Source organism: Amylibacter sp. IMCC11727 (assembly GCF_029854195.1).
GTDB lineage: Bacteria > Pseudomonadota > Alphaproteobacteria > Rhodobacterales > Rhodobacteraceae > Amylibacter.
Genome location: NZ_CP122960.1, coordinates 2,967,174 through 2,981,705 on the forward strand (window position 1 = coordinate 2,967,174; position 14,532 = coordinate 2,981,705).

Annotated in this window: 14 protein-coding genes and 1 tRNA gene; 2 read left to right on the forward strand and 13 right to left on the reverse strand. The window is 54.3% G+C overall.

Annotated features, from left to right (window positions below; genetic code table 11):
• Nucleotides 1–20 precede the first annotated feature (20 nt).
• Both QBD29_RS14890 and QBD29_RS14895 read right to left on the reverse strand, forming a co-directional pair.
• A complete protein-coding gene (locus QBD29_RS14890) occupies nucleotides 21–2,099 on the reverse strand; it encodes a S8 family serine peptidase (protein WP_280098872.1) in 2,079 nt (692 codons plus the stop codon).
• 117 nt (nucleotides 2,100–2,216) lie between these two features.
• Complete coding sequence (locus QBD29_RS14895) at nucleotides 2,217–3,251, reverse strand: ATP-binding protein (protein ID WP_280098873.1); 1,035 nt, start codon at nucleotides 3,249–3,251, stop codon at nucleotides 2,217–2,219.
• 292 nt (nucleotides 3,252–3,543) lie between these two features.
• Here QBD29_RS14895 and QBD29_RS14900 point away from each other — a divergent pair, with 292 nt between their 5' ends.
• Complete coding sequence (locus QBD29_RS14900) at nucleotides 3,544–3,774, forward strand: hypothetical protein (RefSeq protein WP_280098874.1); 231 nt, start codon at nucleotides 3,544–3,546, stop codon at nucleotides 3,772–3,774.
• 4 nt (nucleotides 3,775–3,778) lie between these two features.
• Here the strand turns inward: QBD29_RS14900 and QBD29_RS14905 are convergent, their stop codons facing one another.
• The 7 genes from QBD29_RS14905 to pcaD all read right to left on the reverse strand — a co-directional run bounded on the left by QBD29_RS14905 (nucleotide 3,779) and on the right by pcaD (nucleotide 9,515).
• A complete protein-coding gene (locus QBD29_RS14905; RefSeq protein WP_280098875.1) occupies nucleotides 3,779–5,167 on the reverse strand; it encodes an aspartate aminotransferase family protein in 1,389 nt (462 codons plus the stop codon).
• A gap of 67 nt (nucleotides 5,168–5,234) precedes the next feature.
• Nucleotides 5,235–6,152, reverse strand: a complete 918-nt coding sequence (locus tag QBD29_RS14910) for a DMT family transporter (RefSeq protein WP_280098876.1) — start codon at nucleotides 6,150–6,152, stop codon at nucleotides 5,235–5,237.
• 89 nt (nucleotides 6,153–6,241) lie between these two features.
• Nucleotides 6,242–7,069: a 3-keto-5-aminohexanoate cleavage protein gene (locus QBD29_RS14915; RefSeq protein ID WP_280098877.1), complete on the reverse strand. Its 828-nt coding sequence runs from the start codon at nucleotides 7,067–7,069 to the stop codon at nucleotides 6,242–6,244.
• Between the two features lie 9 nt (nucleotides 7,070–7,078).
• Complete coding sequence (pcaG, locus tag QBD29_RS14920) at nucleotides 7,079–7,651, reverse strand: protocatechuate 3,4-dioxygenase subunit alpha (protein WP_280098878.1); 573 nt, start codon at nucleotides 7,649–7,651, stop codon at nucleotides 7,079–7,081.
• Entirely contained in the window at nucleotides 7,651–8,376 is a 726-nt protein-coding gene (gene pcaH, locus QBD29_RS14925; RefSeq protein WP_280098879.1) for a protocatechuate 3,4-dioxygenase subunit beta, read from the reverse strand. Before pcaH ends, pcaG begins: the two co-directional genes overlap by 1 nt.
• Entirely contained in the window at nucleotides 8,369–8,746 is a 378-nt protein-coding gene (pcaC, locus tag QBD29_RS14930; protein ID WP_280098880.1) for a 4-carboxymuconolactone decarboxylase, read from the reverse strand. Before pcaC ends, pcaH begins: the two co-directional genes overlap by 8 nt.
• On the reverse strand, nucleotides 8,739–9,515 hold the full coding sequence (pcaD, locus tag QBD29_RS14935) for a 3-oxoadipate enol-lactonase (protein ID WP_280098881.1): 777 nt from the start codon (nucleotides 9,513–9,515) through the stop codon (nucleotides 8,739–8,741). Before pcaD ends, pcaC begins: the two co-directional genes overlap by 8 nt.
• A gap of 101 nt (nucleotides 9,516–9,616) precedes the next feature.
• Between pcaD and QBD29_RS14940 the strand changes: the two genes are divergently transcribed.
• Nucleotides 9,617–10,384 (forward strand): SDR family NAD(P)-dependent oxidoreductase, encoded by a 768-nt coding sequence (locus tag QBD29_RS14940; RefSeq protein ID WP_280098882.1) that lies wholly within the window; start codon nucleotides 9,617–9,619, stop codon nucleotides 10,382–10,384.
• Here the strand turns inward: QBD29_RS14940 and QBD29_RS14945 are convergent.
• The 4 genes from QBD29_RS14945 to QBD29_RS14960 form a co-directional block, all read right to left on the reverse strand.
• Complete coding sequence (locus QBD29_RS14945; RefSeq protein ID WP_280098883.1) at nucleotides 10,381–11,553, reverse strand: cytochrome P450; 1,173 nt, start codon at nucleotides 11,551–11,553, stop codon at nucleotides 10,381–10,383. The genes QBD29_RS14940 and QBD29_RS14945 overlap by 4 nt on opposite strands.
• Before the next feature lie 73 nt (nucleotides 11,554–11,626).
• A tRNA-Arg gene (locus QBD29_RS14950) sits at nucleotides 11,627–11,703 on the reverse strand.
• Nucleotides 11,704–11,744: 41 nt separating this feature from the next.
• Entirely contained in the window at nucleotides 11,745–12,056 is a 312-nt protein-coding gene (locus QBD29_RS14955; protein WP_280098884.1) for an ETC complex I subunit, read from the reverse strand.
• Nucleotides 12,057–12,124: 68 nt separating this feature from the next.
• On the reverse strand, nucleotides 12,125–14,419 hold the full coding sequence (locus QBD29_RS14960) for a mechanosensitive ion channel family protein (RefSeq protein WP_280098885.1): 2,295 nt from the start codon (nucleotides 14,417–14,419) through the stop codon (nucleotides 12,125–12,127).
• Nucleotides 14,420–14,532: the final 113 nt, after the last annotated feature.

A 14,532-nucleotide genomic window follows, 5' to 3' on the forward strand; every position in this document is an offset into this window, starting at 1 on the left:
AAAGCTTTTCACGAAACGCTTTAATACGCTTGATCCATACGAGATCGCAAACCAGCCTCATCTGAAACCGTTAACGCACCAAGCTGATCAATCTGATATTTCGGCTGGAACGACCATTGCAATGCTGCAAGCGCATCCAGTTCCGCTTGCGCATTTTGCGCTGCGGTGTGCCACGGGCCGATATCTGGATTGTTGGCAAACAGCTGCGCCAAGGATCGCGTGATTTGGGGGGCGGCCACAGATGTGCCTGACAAAACGGTTGTTGTGCCGCTTAACGTGCCACTGGCCATGACACCGCGCAACGTCCAACTGCTGTCGCCAATGGCAGACAGGCTCGGTTCTTTGCGCACATCAGGCGCCCCAGTTGCGGTATAAGGGGCTGCAAACCCCGTGTCCCCCAGCGCCGCACCAACGCAATAGATTTGCGCAGGCATTTCGGGAGACACCCAAGCAGAATGGGTTCCCCGCGTGGTGACAGGACCATTTGCAGGTGGGGTATAGGGGGTTTTCTTGGGCGGCGTCCAATCCCACAATTTGTGATCATCCAAATAGGATTGTCGTGCCAAGGCCTGAAACCCAAGCGGGCGATCGTCGCGTTGCACTTCGATGCGGACCGATTGTTTGGCGTTTTGCGTGCCAAGTGTGATGGTCCATGGCCCCGATGGCGCAAGGACTTTACTGGACGTAAACGCCGCCGTTGGTGCAATCGCCAACAGGTAATAGGGCGCAGTTTGCCTACCTCCATCCAAGGGCTGTGCCGCAATGGAATACACCCGCGCCACCGCGCGACCATCCCCTGCTGCCAAAGATACAGATTTCCCTGCGGGAATGGACCCAAGCGCCAAAGGCGAGGCCTGCAAACAATCCAGCTGCAACAGCATGTCTTCGGGGCGATCTGGCCGCAACTCCACAAAACTTGGCGTATAATCCTCTGATTGCACACGCAGGGTCACGGGTTTTGGTTTGTTCGGCTTTACGGTCATATGCCCAATCTGGCGGGTCAAATTGTCATTCCCAAAGGCAAAGACCACCCGCATCGGCACACCTGTGCGCTGCTCTCGGCGCAGGATTTCCGCTGCAATTTGGCGATCAATCAGGCTTGTTCCATCCTTGGCCCCAGCCAGCACTCCAATCGACAGATTGACCACCAAAGGGCGATGCTGTCCCTTCACCGCCAACGCGTCTGCCTGTTCTATGATCCAGCGCAAGGCCCGCACCACATAAGGCTGCAATGTGGCTCCTGAAGTGTCTTCGACCGCTTGGGGGGGCAATTGCACCGCCAACATGGGGCAGTCGCGCAGGGCGTCATCTTCATCGGTTGGCTCTGCTCCTCCTGCGATATCGCACACGGTTGTTCCGTGTGTGCTGGCCAATTCTGAACCTGCACCCGCGGTAACTCCGTTCCAAATCGGGCTGATTTCGTGACCAAATAGCCGATCATTCACCGCTGCATATTCTGCGGCTTCATCCAGTTGCGGTCCTTTGGCCAATAGCGCGTCAATACTGGCTGCATCCACTTGCAATCCGTTCTGCATCGACACATGCGATCCGTTTTTCACCAACTGATCCTGCGTTTGCAGCCACACGCCATGCAGCCGCGTTTTTCGCGTGCCTGACGCATCGGATGTAAACCGCGCGTTCAAATACCCAATAGCATCATCAATGACCGCCACAATTGGCGCCAACATCGGTTTCGTCGGCTTGGCCGTTTGCACCGATTTCGGTCGCGCAGCCCCATTGGGGATCAGAACAAATTCCGCTTTGTAGGTTTTTGCAAAATTCTCCACGCTGCGTTTTTGGTGCAAAAACACATCCACCTGCACGTCCGCGCGAGGTGGATCTTGGATCAGGGCGGCGATACGTACCCGTTCTACGTCATCAAGGATGAAATCCGATGCTGCCGTTGCCTGATCTGCTTGCGCGGCCAACCACGTTAACGTTGTTTTGATAGATGCGGGGCTGCCTGTTGGCTTTAGTCGTACCAGCGTAATGTCGTATCCAAACGCACCGTCACGCCCTGGCTGGTACACATGATCAAACCAATCAAGATAGGCATTATCTGTTTTTGAACGCTTGGCGCCACCCCATGAAAAATTCATATCGCTCCCTTTCAAAATAACCGTAAAAATAAGTTACCTTATCAGACGGCACAAAGGCGGCACCTGTCAAACACTACCGTTCGTTGAGTCGGGAAATTACGAGGTTTTCACGCTGGCTCAGCGAGCGCAGGGCAAAACAACTGAAAAGGTGCTGCCTGTGCCTTGCTCGCTATCAATCTGTAAACGGCCCCGATGGCGCATCAAAATGTGCTTCACAATCGCAAGGCCCAGTCCTGTTCCGCCCTTATCCCGTGATCGGCCCTTATCAATGCGATAAAATCGTTCCGTCAGCCGCGCGATATGTTTGGGCGCAATGCCGTCCCCCTGATCCGTCACCGTGATGCGCACCATTTCAGGTTCTTTATCGTCAATACGCGAGGCCACCCTGATCACTGCATCAGGACGAGAATATTTGGCGGCGTTTTCGATCAAATTTGCAAAGACTTGGGTCAATTCATCCACATTGCCAAACACATCGGGCAAATCTGCACCAAAATCTGTTGCCACTGTTGCCTGCTCTTTCATCAAAATCGGCTCCAGCGATGCCACAATCCGTTCCAAAATAGGGTTGATCGTCACCTTTTCTGTAGGCGCATAACGTTCTTCGGATTGCAGTTTTGACAGAGACAGCAAATCATCGATCAGCCGCGCCATACGGGCGGCTTCTCTTTCCATCAGTTGTAAAAACCGATCCGAGGCCTGCTGGTCCGACCGCGCGGGCCCTTGCAGGGTTTCAATAAACCCATAAAGCGCCGTCAGCGGGGATCGCAACTCATGGCTCACATTGGCCACAAAATCCGTTCGCATCTGCTCGGCTTCCAAAATGTGGCTCACATCCTCAAAGCTCACAACGGCAGATGCTCCATCCCGCGTAGCGTTTTTTTGCAAGGACACCGCTGTCATGCGAAAGGATGTTGGAACGACCAATTGCAACCGCACATCCACGCTTTGGCGATCTGCTCCGTCCAGAACATCGTCAACGGCCCGAATGCAGCGTTTGTTCGGCACAAAGTGAGACAGTTTTTTGTTACGCAACCCCGTCCCAAACAGGCTAACGGAGGCGGAATTGCGATAGGTTATGGTTTGATCTGCGTCGACGATAAACACGGCAACGCTCAGCGCATCCAAAATGCTCTCGATCTCGCTGTCCATTACCAGTTCCTTTCAATCTCACTCTCTTCATTGTCGCATTCCGTGGCTTGGCTCAACCCCGAAGCGGCAATGATCAATCGCCGCCCAAAATAATTTGCGCCAAACAGATCAGGCTTCGCCGCAGGACGCCATATTTTTACGCCTTATAATCAGAGTCTTACGGCGAGCCTTGCGCTCAGCGCATAGCGGCATTCCCCAATTGTCAGTTGTCTTAACGCGCCCGTAAACCCATTTAAGCGTCAATTCAAAGAGCAGGCGCTCTGAAACGCATCAAAGACGAAAGGGTTAATAAATGGCCTATATCTCAGACACGACAAACACCTTTGGCTCAACCATTGCAGACGCATGGACAGCTGTAACATCCGCCATCGGCACCTTTTTTGCCGACATCCACAATGCAGGCGCACGCTCCGAAGCGATCAAAGAACTGCAAGCGATGGATGACGCCACATTGCAAGCAAAGCACGGCATCACACGCAGCCAAATCATCGGCTACGTGTTCCGCGACAAACTGCTGCCGTAACCCGTTACTGCATCAAACCATCGGATTTGAGACCCGCAAGGGTCTCATCCAGCGCCTGAACCGCGCGGGCGCACAGCAGATCAATTTCATCCTTCGAAATGATCAGCGGCGGTGAGATAATCATCGTATCGCCCACGTGGCGCATCACCAAACCATTGGCAAAACACCGTTCGCGGCACCGCAGACCAACCGTGCCAGCATCCACTTTGAACGGCGCGCGGTTTGCTTTGTCTGGGGACATTTCCAACGCCCCCATCAGACCAATGGATCGGGCTTCGGCCACCAACGGGTGATCCTCCAACTCTTTCCATTTCTTCGCCAAATACGGCGCTGCCTCTGATTTCACGCGGTCAACAATGCCTTCTTCTTCCAATAGGCGCAGATTTTCGAGCGCAACGGCACAGGCCACAGGATGCCCTGAATAGGTGTAGCCATGGGCAAATTCTTCCGAATTGATCACATCCGCGACCGCATCCGAAATGATCGACCCACCGATAGGCTGATACCCAGATGATAGCCCCTTCGCGATGGTCATCACATCCGGGCGAATGTTCAGGGTTTGTGACCCAAACCATTCCCCTGTGCGCCCAAAGCCGCAAATCACCTCGTCCGCGATCAACAGGATTTCCCGTTCGGCGCAGATGCGCTGAATTTCAGGCCAATATGTTTCTGGCGGGATGATCACTGCCCCCGCCCCTTGGATCGGTTCCGCGATAAAGGCAGCCACGTTGCCTTCGCCCAAACGGTCGATTTCTTGTTCCAACAACCGCGCCCGTTGCAGGCCAAATTCGGCGGGGTCCATATCGCCACCCTCAGCGTACCAATAGGGTTGATCGATGTGGGTGATATCAGGGATCGGCATCCCCCCCTGTGCGTGCATAAACGCCATCCCACCAAGGCTGGCAGACCCCATCGACGACCCGTGATAGCCATTCTTGCGGCTGATAATCACCTTTTTGTCTGGCTTGCCCATCAATGCCCAATACTGGCGCACAAGACGGATGTTCGTGTCGTTTGCTTCGGACCCAGAGGATGCGAAAAACGTGTGATTCATCCCCTCAGGCGTCAGCTCCGCAATGCGCGATGCCAAAGCCACCACAGGCGGGTGCGTGGTTTGGAAAAACGTGTTGTAATAGGGCAGTTGGTCCATTTGCGCCGCGGCAGCCTGCGCCAATTCAGATCGGCCATAGCCAAGGTTCACGCACCACAGCCCTGCCATTCCATCCAGAATTTCAACCCCTTCGCTATCTGTCAGCATAACGCCTTGCGCTTTGGTGATTACACGTGCGCCTTTGGCGTTCAGCTCGTCCCCTTTGGTAAACGGGTGCATGTGATGCGCTGCGTCAAGACGTTGCAAATCCACGGTAGGCAAATGATTGTCGATGCGTTTCATGAGGCGGGCTCCCTTAACTGTTCTCCCGATCTAACGCTGGGGCATCAGGGGCGTCAAACGGAATCGCCTAATTTTTGACCGCAACGGCAGGTGGCGTGTTTGCGCGGCGCGACAACACCCATTCGCGGTAGGAGATAAAACTGACCGCTGCGATGATAATGCCACCCCCTGTCAGCACATAGACATCCACGTCTTCGGCAAACAGGAAATACCCCAGCATCGTCGCCCAAACCAATTGCAAAAACGTAACAGGTTGCGTCACCGCAAGGGGCGCGGCGCTCAACGCTTTGGTCATGGTGAAATGGCCAATGGTCGCAAACACCGCAACCAGCCCCAACCACATCACATCCGTTAACGATGGCGGACTCCAAACAGCATAAGCAAAAGGCGCAAGCCCAATGGTCACAAACACCGACAACATACCCACAACAACCGCGGGATTGGCCTGCATGCTCAGTCGTTTGGCCAACAGATAGGACACGGCAAATAGGGGCGCAGTGAACAGCATAGCCGTTTGACCTTCGTTGATGGTTTGAAACCCGGGTCGCAGGATCACCATCGCGCCGACAAAGGCGGCGACAATCGCCAAAATCCGCCGCGCCGCCAGTTTTTCCCCCAAAAAGATCGCCGCGCCAATGGCGATGTAAATCGGGGATAGATACCCAATGGCCGTGACTTCCGCGATGGGAATGCGGGCCATGGCAAAGAACCACAGGATCACACCCAGCGCATGGCAAAACCCACGCACGGAATAGAAGGCCAAATCACCGCCGCTGAACCGCCCTTTAAAGATTTCGCCCATGAACGGCAGCATAATCACCAGCCCAATCACATAACGGATAAACGCCGCTTGGGCTGCGGGTACGTCTGATCCGATGTAGCGCACAATGCCTGTCACACAGACAAACATCAGGCCTGTGACCATCATCCAACCAATGCCAACCCAAGGGCGGCCAATGTCTGATGGGGGTGTGGAATTGCTCATGATCTGTCCAAAACGTAATGCCCCCACCCAATCGAAGATTGCACACAGGCGCAAGCAGTGTTCGCCAAAACGTCACGTATCACGGGGCGTTAGACGGCGCGCAACCCCAGCATCTCGCGGGCTTGTTGCCATGTGGCGACGGGGCGTTCGTATGTTTCACACAGATCAACACACCGCTGCACCAACGCAGCATTTGAGGGGGCCAATGTTGTGCGATCCATGCGAATGTTGTCTTCCAATCCAGTGCGCGCATGCCCACCTTCGGCGATCACCCATTCGTTCAACACGATTTGGTTTTGCGCAATTCCCGCAGCACACCATGTAACCTGTGGCATCAATCGCTTGGTGGTTTTGACGTAAAAATCAAACACCTCACGGTCCACAGGCATGGCATTTTTCACGCCCATGACAAATTGCACATGCAGTTTTTCAGGCAAACGTCCGTCTTCAATCATCTTAGCACATTGGAACAAGTGGCTCAGATCAAACGCTTCGATTTCTGGAGTTACATCATGGGCTTTCATCTCTGACGCCAGCCAATCCACCAAATCGGGGCTGTTTTCATAAACCCGCGTAGGAAAGTTATTCGACCCGACAGTCAAGCTCGCCATATCGGGACGCAAAGACAGCATCCCCCCCCGTTCACGCCCATTGCCAGACCGCCCGCCCGTGGAAAACTGAACAATCATGCCAGGGCAATGCTTTTCCAATCCTTCTTTCAGGGCCGCAAATTTATCAGGGTCCGAAGACGGGGTTTGATCCGCATTGCGCACATGTGCATGGCAAATGCTTGCCCCTGCTTCAAAGGCTTCCTGCGTGCTTTCAACCTGCTCTGATATGGAAATCGGCACGGCTGGGTTGTCCGCTTGGGTCGGAACAGATCCCGTGATCGCAACGCAAATAATACAAGGGTCCATGGTCAATCCTTACATGTCCAAAAATACAGTTTCAGCGGGGCCTTGAAGGTGAATATCAAAGACAAAATCACCGCCATCATCAGGGTGTGCGATCAGGGTGTTGGCCCGATCCCCTGCCGCCAACAAAACAGGATCAACCGCATTCAGTGGGTCCCCTGCAAAATACATCCGCGTGTGCAGCCCCGTGTTTATCCCACGTGCCACAATCCAAAGACTTAGATGCGGCGCGTGCTCATCCCCAATAGACCCTGGTTTGATCGTGGTGATTTCAAAAACACCCGTGTCCTGATCCCCTGCCACACGGCCAAACCCTGCAACATGCGGGTCTGCACCCTCTTGGCTGGCATAAACCCCGTTTGCATCGGCGTGCCACACCTCGATCATCGCATCGAGTAAGGGCGCACCTGCCCCATCAATCACGCGTCCTTTTATGGTAATGCGCTGCCCTGCGGCTTCGTCCCTTGCAATGACCTGTCCTAAATCTGCGGGATACACCCCTGTTACCTCGGCAAAATTCGGCACACAGCCAATATGCACATAAGGGCCAGCGGTTTGGCTTGGGCTTTCTTTCAACTGCCCCATCACATGCCCTCCTGCTCATGTTCGAACAGTGCCGCATCCCGGCCCCGCAGAACGATATCGAACCGATAGGCCCGCGCATCCATAGGAACAGTTGCCTCCATATCCAAAGGCGCGATCAACCTGTCTACAGCTTCGCGTGATGGAATTGATCCCACGATAGGGCACAGATCAATCAACGGATCCCCTTCGAAATACATCTGCGTGATCAGGCGTTGCGCAAAGGCATGGCCAAACAGGCTGAAATGGATATGCGCAGGCCGCCAATCATTTGGGCCATTGGGCCAAGGGTAAGCTCCAGGTTTCACCGTGCGGAAGGAATAAGAGCCGTCCTCTTTGGTGATAAACCGCCCACAGCCGCCGAAATTCGGGTCGAGTGCTGCGATGTATCCTTCTTTTTTGTGGCGGTATCGCCCGCCCGCATTGGCCTGCCAAACTTCGACAAGGCAATTTGGAACACCGCGCCCATTTTCATCCAAAACACGCCCATGCACGATGGTGCGTTGGCCAATGGCGGCTTCGCCGCTTGCCGCAAAGTTATGGATCAAATCCGCGTCCAATTCACCGATCAGATCATGCCCAAACACGGGGCCGCTCAGCTCTGACGCGGATTGGGGCATTTTCAGCAACTTTTGCTGAGGCGCGCGCAAATGCGTGGAACGATAGGGTTCGTGAAACGCTGGCGGATGCCAACCGCGATCCCGTGGAGCAAATGGCGTGTTACTCATTTTCCATCTCGGCCAGCGTTTGTTTCATGATCTTCAATGCCTGATTGGCCTTTGGCACCCCTGCATAAACCGCCACATGCATCATCGTTTCGATCATGTCTTCTGTGCTGGCCCCCGTGTTCGCCGTGGCCCGCACGTGCATGGCCACTTCTTCGAAATTCCCCTGCGCGGCCAACAGGGCAAGGGTCACAATAGACCGTTCCCGTTTGGTGAAATGTGGGCGCGACCAAACGCTGCCCCATGCGCCTTCGGTGATGAAGGTTTGGAAGGGTTCATCAAACGCGGTCTTTGCGGCCTCTGCCTTATCCACATGCGCATCCCCAAGAACCGCACGACGGGTTGCCATGCCCGTGTCATACCGATCAGACATGCCCGTTTTCCCCAAAAAAGCCGCGCAGCAATTGGGTAAAGACTTGCGGTTTTTCCACACAAGGCAAATGCCCCGCACCGCGAATAATCGAAAACCGCGATCCAGAAATCAGCTCTGCGGTTTCGCGCACCAAATCGGGCGGCGTGGCCCCATCGCGATCCCCGACCACGGCCAATGTTGGCTGGGTCAGGCGTGACGTGCTTTCCATCACATCCGTGTCGCGAATGGCAGCGGACACGCGCGCATAGCCCTGATCTGTTGTGCGCACCAACATGTTGCGCCACATGGCAAAGTTGCCGTCATGGTGAAACTCTGGCGCAAACCAACGTTCCAAAATGGCATCTGCCATGGAGCCGAGTCCATCGGCTTTCACCTGTGCGATACGATCATTCCACAAATCATCATTGCCAATGCGTGCGGCCGTATCTGCCAGCACCAGCAGCCTGACCAGATCGGGACGCTCTGCCGCCAACCCTTGCGCGATCAACCCACCAACTGACAGACCCACAAAGGCGGCGTTGGACAGGCCAAAGTGATCCATCAAAGTGGCCGCATCGGTGACCAACTCGTGCATGGCCCAGCCTGTATCGGGATCGTCAGATAACCCATGTCCCCGCTTATCATATCGCAGCACGCGGTAATTCTGCGCCAGCTCTGCCACAACCGCATCCCAGATACGAAAATCAGTTCCGAGCGAGTTGGAAAACACCACCGCAGGCGCATCTGCTGGTCCTTCGATTTGGCAATGTAACGCTGCGCCATGTGTCATGACAATTCTCGAAACCATACGAACCAGCCTTTTCAGTCAGTGCAATAATTCTGTAACATCTCTCATAAAGAACGCGTCGAAACAATATTAAGGAACGCTGCATGTCTGATTTAACCAATACATCTGCCATCGTTACAGGGGGCGCATCGGGGCTTGGGGCGGCGGTTGCAGCCCATTTGGCAGGACGCGGCGCCAAAGTTTGCCTGTTTGACATGAACGCAGACGCAGCCACGCAAACCGCTGCAAAACTCGGTGCAACTTGGCAGGAAGTGGATGTTTCAAACCCTGACAGCGTGAAAGACGGCTTTGAACAGGCCCGCGCCAAACAGGGCCAAGAACGCATTTTGGTGAACTGTGCGGGCATCGGCCCTGCGTCCAAAACCGTGTCACGTGGCGAACCCCATGATCCTGCCCTCTTTGCCAAAGTTATCGGCGTGAACCTGCTTGGCTCGTTCTATTGCGCCTCCACTGCAGCGGCGGGCATGGTCGCGGGTGATCCAACGGCGCCAGACGGGGAACGGGGCGTGATTGTGAACACCGCTTCGGTTGCGGCCTATGAAGGGCAAGTGGGCCAAGTGGCCTATGCCGCATCCAAAGGCGGCATCGTCGGCATGACCCTGCCCATGGCGCGCGACTTGGCCGACAAAGGGGTGCGCATTGCCACCATCGCCCCGGGCCTGTTCAAAACACCCCTTCTCGAAGGATTGCCACAAGAGGTTCAAGACAGTCTGGGCGCGCAAGTTCCCTTTCCGTCGCGCCTTGGCAATCCAGAAGAGTTCGGCAAACTGGTGGGCCACATCATCGACAACCCGATGATCAACGGCGAAGTGATCCGCCTTGACGGCGCGATCCGCATGGCCCCACGCTAAACGAGTTTGACAGGAACAGCCGCTGGCCCGCGAAACCCAAATCCGGTGAAATTCACTGGGCCAGCCAGTTCCATATTCGGGAACCGTTCAAACAGCATCGGCAACATCAACTGCGCCAACATCCGTTTGGCGATGTGCATGCCTTGGCAAAAATGCGGCCCATTTCCGAACGCCTGATGGGGTTGTTTGGCGCGGAAAATATCAAATGTTTCGGGCACATCATATAGGTCTTCGTCGTGACAAGCCGAAGCCTGAATGGTCATCACAGTATCCCCTTTGGGGATCAAACAGCCGCGCAGTTCAACGTCTTCTTTCACCAAACGGCTGCTCACCTGAATGGGCGCACACCAGCGAATGCCTTCATCAAAGGCCGCACCCCACAAAGCATCTGCCTTACAGGCCGCAAACTGATCTGGATTGCTCAACAGCCCATACACAATCGTCAACAGCGCATCGCGCGGCTCGTTAATTCCGCCCCCAATGGCAATTTTGATATTGCTGCGGATTTGGCTCATGTCTATCGGATCGTCGGCGTTCACCATAACCGATAATGCGCTTGGCCCTTGCTCCACTTTGTGGTGATCAATCATCGCATCAAAGCAGGCATTCATTTCCGTATTCGCCGCGTCACTGGCCACAAACGGCGCATCAGCCCAGCCGAAATTCCCAGCCCCATCAATCAACACCTGCGACCAACGTTGCATATCATCCACACTGGCGTTTGGTATGCCCAGCAAATGGGTTAAACACTCTGCCGCAAAGGGGCCAGCAAGGGCGGTAAACAAATCAACCGTTTCCCCACGCGGCAATTCCGCCACATGGCGTTCGGCAATATCGCGATAGATCGGCTCCCAACTGCCTTTGATGTTTTTGGCAGAATAACTGGGGGCCATGGCGCCCCGTTCGCGGGCATGATCTTCGGCATCTTTACGCATCAAAGTATGCGCCTGAAACGCCCGCTCCATCGGCGTGTTTGGGTCGTTCGAGCTGAACACCGCGGGGGTGTCTTTGACCATCCGTGTATCCGCTGCCTTGGTGAGCATGGTGCGGCCAACAGACGTAACCCGCAACACAGGCGCTTCGGCCCGCAACCGTTTGTAAATCGGGTACGGATCGCGCACCAAATCAGCAATCGTGATTGTGTCGTCAATTGGGGCCAGTTGATCCATATCGTCCTCATGTCTTTTGCACACCCATGGTGGCGCGGGCGGATGACCAAGGCAATGGTTCAAAAGACAGAAATGGCGATCCCGGGAGGACTCGAACCCCCAACCCTCTGCTTAGAAGGCAGATGCTCTATCCAGTTGAGCTACGGGACCGCTGAGTGCGTGATGCGCCAAAACGGCGGCGCGATCAAGGCTTAGTGTGTCCAAACTGTGCGGCGATTGGTGGCGAAATTATCGCCATAGCCGCCCGCGCGCACGTTCTGTTTGCGCTTTTGCGGTTCAAACACCGTGTAAGGAATGCCTTCGTTGGTGGCATAATCAACTGCGGCGTCTTTGCTTTCGAACATCAGACGCACTTGGCTGTTCATATCACTGGAACTGGTCCACCCCATCAACGGATCAATCTGGCGCGCCTCTTCAGGAGTGAATTCCAAAACCCAAGTTTTGGTTTTCGCCTGACCTGATGTCATGGCGTTGCGCGCTGGCTGATAAATCTTGGCAAGCATGGTTGTCCTCAGTTGTTCCCTGTCTGGGCTGATACCCGATTATTGAGACCATAAAAAGACCGAAAAGTCTATTTTTTCTGTCCGTCCTTTGCGGCTTGGTCAAGTTTCTCCTGCTCTTGTGCCGCAACTTCGGTCGCAGCGGCCTCAATCGCGGTTTTCTGTTCAGCACTTAACGCATCCGCAGAATCGAGCCCAGGTATCGCCACGCGCACTTCGCGACGGGCAAAATCAATGCCGGCGGCATCAAATTCGGCCTTCACACGGTTATAGATTTCTTTACGCGCCATAAACTGTCGGCCTGGTTTGGCCATGAACTTACCGCGCATCACCATGCCAACATCATCGAATCCAAACACCCCTTGGGATTTGAATGGCTGCAGGAAATCATCCTTCCATGCGTCTTCGGCCATCATTTCATTGCCGATCTTTTTAAAGATCTTTTTCACCTTATTGGGGTCCGTATCGAACGGTACAGTGAACATCAGCTTCATGATCACCCAATCACGGCTGAAATTCGTGAGCTTTGGAATTTCCCCATAAGGAATGGTGTGAACCAACCCACGGTGATGGCGCAACTGCATGGAACGGATAGAGATTTTCTCAACCGTTCCCATGGTGCCTTCAACTTCGACATATTCGCCTGTGCGAAAGGCATCGTCGATCAGGAAGAACATGCCAGACACGATATCTGCCACCAGCTTTTGCGCACCGAAACCAACGGCCAAACCGATGATACCAGCACCCGCCAACAACGGCGTGATATCAATACCGATGTTGCCCAGCGCAATTAGGCCAAAAATCGCGGCAATGGCAAATTTCGCAATGCCAAGGACCAACGGCAAAACAGTGGACAGGCGTGATCCCCCTGCCCCGCCGCCTTCTCCACCGCCCGGTTCTTCGTCGTTCAAATCAATGCCCAACGCCGTTTGCTCCGCGGCCAATTTGCGGTTGATCCACAGCGACACCAATTCCCAAACCAGATAGCCAACAGCAATCACCATCAGGATTTCGATCATGCGGCCCGCCACCTGAACTCCGACACCAGCGGCTGCAAGATTGCTCAAATCAATGCCCCACACCTCTGCGATGATGACAATGATAATGGCAAAAACCACAACGCGCCCAATGCGGATATAGCTGCGTTTCGTTGAAACATAGGCCCGTTCCGCCACAAAGCCTTCGCCTTGCATTGGTGGCACCAGATGACGGACCAAGGCTCGAACGGCGGTGTCAAAAGTCGGGCCAAACGCCAGCAGAAACATCATTTTGTAATGCGGCGCAGTGGCCAGCACTTCAAACATCCCAAAGCTGACAATCACGTTAATCAGCAACCATGTAAACACGGACAGACCGATCAGATAAACGGGATAGAATTTCGCCAACTTGTCTTCGAATGGGGTAACGTCATCACGCCCTCGGGCCATAGTGACCAACCCATCCCATGCCCGCCAGGCCACAACAATGATGTAAATATGGACTGACAGGTTGAGCCAAAAACCAAGTCGCGACGTGCCCATGGGCACATCGTTCAGCGCATTAAACTCCACAATCCCCGTGGACAGGCCCATCAAAAGGAACAAACCAAACTGGTTGCGGTACAGGTATTTCGCAGTCCAATCATCGGTGGCAATCAATCGGTGTTCTGGACGTTCTGGCGCCAATAGGAACCGCCCCAGTGCCAAGGCCAAACGCGGCAAAGCAACAACGTTAAACACGATCACTTGGGCAAACTGCGCCATATCTGGCGTAATCAAATTGGTCGTAACCAGTCGCGCCACCGCAAAGAATGCAATCAGGCCATAGATTTGTTTTAACAGTCGAAAGCTCAGAAATTTCAGCGATTCAAACAGCGTCGCATCATCGCCGATGGTTTGCGTATGCCAATTTCGTGTCAGCCAATTCACCAGCTTTTCTGCAACAAGGCCCACTGCCAACCCTAACAGGATGGATCCGAGCAGTTGTAAAATCCCCATCCCACCTAAAGTGTTGTAGAAATTGCTAAAACTGGTGGCTTGGCTCGAAATCAAAATCGGCAATCGCACGATGGCTTCATATACGGCAGTCCATGTCCCGTTGGCCGCCGCCATTAAGAAATCCAAAACGGATGTTTCGCTGGCAACCTCTTCTTCTTTTTTGGCAACGGCATCCAAACGTTCCAGCAACATGTTGCGCACGTCTGCATCAGACATTCGTGAAACCATATCGCGCACATCTTCAGGCGTCAGGTCGGCTGCATCAACGGGATCCGTTGCCGAGGACTCTCCTCCGCCTGAAGTTGGTATAAGTGTCTGGGCAGACACAGGCTGCACCGCAAAAAGAGTTAGAATGACGGCAAGTGCCGCCCAAAAAGTCGTGAAACGCATACCAAAAGTCCCCAAAGCCCCAATCTGCCACGTAATCTGCACAGGGCGTTCATTGCCGTTAGGACAAAATCAAAATTCTGTGTCAGGCGCAAGCATCTGCATGGCCGACGAAA

Excerpts from the sequence above, each read along its gene's own strand:
- QBD29_RS14890 (WP_280098872.1), bottom strand. The coding sequence starts at position 2,099 with ATGAATTTTTCATGGGGTGGCGCCAAGCGTTCAAAAACAGATAATGCC.
- QBD29_RS14895 (WP_280098873.1), bottom strand. The coding sequence starts at position 3,251 with ATGGACAGCGAGATCGAGAGCATTTTGGATGCGCTGAGCGTTGCCGTG.
- QBD29_RS14900 (WP_280098874.1), top strand. The coding sequence starts at position 3,544 with ATGGCCTATATCTCAGACACGACAAACACCTTTGGCTCAACCATTGCA.
- QBD29_RS14905 (WP_280098875.1), bottom strand. The coding sequence starts at position 5,167 with ATGAAACGCATCGACAATCATTTGCCTACCGTGGATTTGCAACGTCTT.
- QBD29_RS14910 (WP_280098876.1), bottom strand. The coding sequence starts at position 6,152 with ATGAGCAATTCCACACCCCCATCAGACATTGGCCGCCCTTGGGTTGGC.
- QBD29_RS14915 (WP_280098877.1), bottom strand. The coding sequence starts at position 7,069 with ATGGACCCTTGTATTATTTGCGTTGCGATCACGGGATCTGTTCCGACC.
- pcaG (WP_280098878.1), bottom strand. The coding sequence starts at position 7,651 with ATGGGGCAGTTGAAAGAAAGCCCAAGCCAAACCGCTGGCCCTTATGTG.
- pcaH (WP_280098879.1), bottom strand. The coding sequence starts at position 8,376 with ATGAGTAACACGCCATTTGCTCCACGGGATCGCGGTTGGCATCCGCCA.
- pcaC (WP_280098880.1), bottom strand. The coding sequence starts at position 8,746 with ATGTCTGATCGGTATGACACGGGCATGGCAACCCGTCGTGCGGTTCTT.
- pcaD (WP_280098881.1), bottom strand. The coding sequence starts at position 9,515 with ATGACACATGGCGCAGCGTTACATTGCCAAATCGAAGGACCAGCAGAT.
- QBD29_RS14940 (WP_280098882.1), top strand. The coding sequence starts at position 9,617 with ATGTCTGATTTAACCAATACATCTGCCATCGTTACAGGGGGCGCATCG.
- QBD29_RS14945 (WP_280098883.1), bottom strand. The coding sequence starts at position 11,553 with ATGGATCAACTGGCCCCAATTGACGACACAATCACGATTGCTGATTTG.
- QBD29_RS14955 (WP_280098884.1), bottom strand. The coding sequence starts at position 12,056 with ATGCTTGCCAAGATTTATCAGCCAGCGCGCAACGCCATGACATCAGGT.
- QBD29_RS14960 (WP_280098885.1), bottom strand. The coding sequence starts at position 14,419 with ATGCGTTTCACGACTTTTTGGGCGGCACTTGCCGTCATTCTAACTCTT.